This is a genomic window from Pseudomonas protegens (genome assembly GCF_003732485.1).
In the GTDB taxonomy this organism is placed as follows: Bacteria; Pseudomonadota; Gammaproteobacteria; order Pseudomonadales; family Pseudomonadaceae; genus Aquipseudomonas; species Aquipseudomonas protegens_B.
This window is the reverse complement of the sequence record NZ_MOAK01000053.1, coordinates 151852-156004: the sequence shown is the minus strand read 5'-3', so window position 1 is coordinate 156004 and position 4153 is coordinate 151852. Positions and strand designations below refer to the sequence as shown.

The window sequence follows — 4153 nt, the reverse complement described above, 5'->3', positions numbered from 1 at the left end:
AACCGTGCCACCGGCCTGTGGCTGGGGGAGGCGGTGCACTTTGTGAAAAAGGTCGAGGCGGCAGGGTTCGAGGTGGATTACGTCAGCCCCAAGGGCGGCTATGTGCCCATCGATCCACACAGCCTGGCCATGGCTGACGACACCGACTGGCAGTGGTACCAGGACAGCGCTTTCATGAGCCGCCTGGGCGCGACCCTGAAGCCGGAGCAGGTCCGCTCCGAGGATTACCTGGCTATCTATTACGCCGGCGGGCATGGCGTGGTTTGGGATTTTCCCGACAACCCCGAGTTGCAGGCCCTGAGCCGTGACATCTACGAGCAGGGTGGTTATGTCAGTTCGGTCTGCCATGGCGCGGTGGGTTTGCTCAACATCAAGCTGGCGGACGGTTCGTTGCTGATCGCTGACAAGCAGGTCACCGGGTTCTCCAATGAAGAGGAGAAGCTGGTCGAGCTTGACCAGTACGTGCCCTTCCTGACGGAAACCGAACTGGCCAAGCGGGGTGCCCTGTACCAGAAGGCCGCCGCGCCCTGGGCACCGTTTGCCGTGCAAGACCAGCGAGTGATCACCGGGCAGAACCCGGCATCCGGCGGCCCGGTAGCGGACCTGCTGCTGGCGCACCTGTAGGAGCCGGCTTGCCGGCGAAGGGGCCCTTGAGCGTTGCGGTGCCCTTGCGGACGCCTTCGCTGGCAAGCCAGCTCCTACGATTACCGATTACCGATTACCGATTACCGATTACCGATTACCGATCCACGATCCACGATCGGCGATCGGTAATCATTGCGTGGTCCGTCTGGGCGCTGTTGAAGCCGTTTGTTGGACAATTTATCCGCCTGGCAATAGGTGCTCGCGTCGTTTCATGCTTAACTTCGGCCTCTCAAGAATTTCTCATTGCTGTTCCATCATCACTGTTCAATAAAGGACTCCGTTCATGGCTCAAGTCACTCTCAAAGGCAACCCGGTTCAGGTCAACGGCCAGCTGCCGCAAGTGGGTTCCAAGGCTCCTGCGTTCTCTCTGGTAGGCGCCGGTCTGGCTGATGTTTCCCTGAGCAGCCTTGCCGGCAAGCGCAAGGTGCTGAACATCTTCCCAAGCGTCGACACCCCAACTTGCGCGACCTCGGTGCGCAAGTTCAACGCCCAGGCCAACGAGCTGGCCAACACCGTGGTGCTGTGCATCTCTGCCGACCTGCCATTCGCCCAGGCACGCTTCTGCGGCGCCGAAGGCCTGGAAAACGTGCAGAACCTGTCGACCCTGCGCGGTCGTGAGTTCATCGAGAACTACGGCGTAGCCATCGCCGACGGCCCACTGGCCGGCCTGACGGCCCGCGCCGTGGTGGTGCTGGACGAAAACGACAAAGTGCTGCACAGCGAGCTGGTCAAGGAAATCGCCGAAGAGCCGAACTACGACGCGGCCTTGGCCGTACTCAAGTAACAGCCTTTACAATTATTCACGGCCTGGCCCTGTCCAGGCCGTTTTTATTTGTGCTTCAGTGGCTTAGCGCCGCACCTTAAAACGTCAGTCAAAGGTAAATTGCCGGTAAAGGCGCTTTGCTAAAACCGCTCTAGTGCTTATCTTTCAGCCTTCTCAAAAAGACTCCCACGCGCCCAATGGTTGATCACTCCATGCAATCCTCTGCTCCCCGCAACTCCCGTCGCTGGCTGTTCGGCCTGTTCGTCCTGCTGCTGGTCGTTGGCCTGTGCTGGAAATTCTGGCCGGCCAGTACCCACCAGGAGGCTGCGGGGCAGAAAGCCGCGACCGGGCATACCGGGCGCAGTGGCAGCGTGCGTCCCGGTTTCGGCGGCGCCAGCGGACCGATTCCGGTGCGGGTATCGCCGGTGACTCAGGGCGACTTCCCGTTGTACTACAAGGCCCTGGGCACGGTGACGGCACTCAACACCATCAATGTGCGCAGCCGGGTCGCGGGGGAACTGGTCAAGATCAACTTCGAGGAAGGGCAGATGGTCAAGGCCGGCGACCTGCTGGCACAGATCGATCCGCGGCCCTATCAGAATGCCTTGCTCCAGGCCGAGGGCACCTTGCTGCAGAATCAGGCCCAGCTGAAGAACGCCCAGGTCGACCTTGAGCGTTATCGCGGCCTGTACGCCCAGGACAGCATCGCCAAACAGACCCTGGACACCGCTGCGGCGCTGGTGGGCCAGTACCAGGGCACGGTCAAGACCAATCAGGCTGCGGTCAACGACGCCAAGCTAAACCTTGAATTCACCAACATCCGTGCGCCCATTGCCGGTCGCCTGGGCCTGCGCCAGCTGGACGTGGGCAACCTGGTGGCGGCCAATGACACCACGGCGCTGGTGATCATCACCCAGACCCAGCCGATCAGCGTGGCCTTCACCCTGCCGGAAAACAGCCTGGAAACCGTGCTCAAGCGCTACCACAGCGGCGCCAAGCTGGCGGTGGAAGCCTGGGACCGGGGCGATGTGAAACTGCAAGCCAGCGGCGTGCTGCAAAGCCTGGACAACCAGATCGACACCACCACCGGCACCCTGAAGTTCAAGGCGCGCTTCGATAACCGCGACCAGGGCCTGTTCCCCAATCAGTTCGTCAATGTGCGGTTGCTGGCCGACACCCTGAAGAACGTGGTGCTGGCACCTTCGGCAGCGATCCAGTTCGGCACCAACGGCACCTTCGTCTATGCCCTGGACGGTGATAGCAAGGTGAAGATCCGCCAACTGCAGGTGGGCGACAGCAACGGCGACCTGACGGTGATCAAGGACGGTCTCAAGGCCGGTGACCGGGTGGTGATGGAAGGCACCGACCGCCTCAAGGAGGGCAGTGAGGTGGAAGTGGTCAACGACAGCAGCGAAGTGCCCACCACCCCCACCGAACACCTGCAGGGCAAGCCCGCCAGCGCGCCGGCAGCGGATGGCCAGCCGGTTGATGGCAAGGCGCAAAAGGTCGGCGCATGAATTTCTCGCGGCTGTTCATCCTGCGTCCGGTAGCCACCACCCTGAGCATGCTGGCCATTGTCCTGGCCGGCCTGATCGCCTATCGCCTGCTGCCGGTCTCGGCCTTGCCCCAGGTGGACTATCCGACCATCCGGGTCATGACCCTGTACCCCGGGGCCAGCCCGGACGTGATGACCAGCGCGGTCACCGCGCCCCTTGAGCGTCAGTTCGGGCAGATGCCCGGCCTGACCCAGATGGCCTCCACCAGCTCCGGCGGCGCCTCGGTGCTGACCCTGCGGTTCAGCCTCGACATCAATATGGACGTGGCCGAGCAACAGGTGCAGGCGGCCATCAACGCCGCCACCAACCTGTTGCCCAAGGACCTGCCGGCACCGCCGGTGTACAACAAGGTCAACCCGGCGGACACCCCGGTGCTGACCCTGGCCATCACCTCCAAGACCATGCTGTTGCCCAAGCTCAATGACTTGGTGGACACCCGCATGGCACAGAAGATCGCCCAGATCAGCGGCGTCGGCATGGTCAGCATCGCCGGTGGCCAGCGCCAGGCAGTGCGGATCAAGGTCAACCCCGAGGCCCTGGCGGCCAACGGCCTGAACCTGGCGGACGTGCGCACCCTGATTGCCGCGTCCAACGTCAACCAGCCCAAGGGCAACTTCGACGGCCCGACCCGGGTCTCGATGCTCGATGCCAACGACCAGCTGACCTCGCCCAAGGATTACGCCGAGCTGATCCTGGCCTACAAGAACGGCGCACCACTGCGCCTGAAGGATGTGGCCGAGATCGTCGACGGCGCCGAGAACGAGCGCCTGGCGGCCTGGGCCAATGAAAACCAGGCGGTGCTGCTCAATATCCAGCGCCAGCCCGGGGCCAACGTGATCGAGGTGGTGGACCGGATCAAGGCGCTGCTGCCGAGCATCACCGACAACCTGCCAGCGGGCCTGGACGTCACGGTGCTCACCGACCGCACCCAGACCATTCGCGCCTCGGTCACCGATGTGCAGCACGAACTGTTCATCGCCATTGCCCTGGTGGTGATGGTGACCTTCCTCTTTCTGCGTCGAGCCAGCGCCACCATCATTCCTTCGATTGCCGTGCCGCTGTCGCTGATCGGCACCTTCGGCGTGATGTACCTGGCCGGTTTTTCGGTGAACAACCTGACCCTGATGGCCCTGACCATCGCCACCGGTTTTGTGGTGGACGATGCCATCGTCATGCTGGAGAACATCTC

4 protein-coding genes are annotated in these 4153 nt (G+C 62.7%); all 4 read left to right on the top strand.

The features are described 5' to 3' along the window. Positions 1–624 (top strand): type 1 glutamine amidotransferase domain-containing protein (locus BLX41_RS13815; RefSeq protein WP_259744884.1); only part of this gene is annotated, 624 nt, incomplete at its 5' end. 304 nt (positions 625–928) lie between these two features. After that, positions 929–1429 carry a thiol peroxidase gene (gene tpx, locus BLX41_RS13805; protein ID WP_123725341.1) on the top strand — a complete coding sequence of 167 codons (501 nt, stop codon included), beginning with the start codon at positions 929–931 and terminating at the stop codon, positions 1427–1429. Between the two features lie 176 nt (positions 1430–1605). Then, positions 1606–2925, top strand: a complete 1320-nt coding sequence (locus BLX41_RS13800) for an MdtA/MuxA family multidrug efflux RND transporter periplasmic adaptor subunit (protein WP_123725340.1) — start codon at positions 1606–1608, stop codon at positions 2923–2925. Next, on the top strand, positions 2922–4153 hold a 1232-nt coding region (locus BLX41_RS35325; RefSeq protein ID WP_259744882.1), incomplete at its 3' end, for an efflux RND transporter permease subunit. The genes BLX41_RS13800 and BLX41_RS35325, both read left to right, overlap by 4 nt.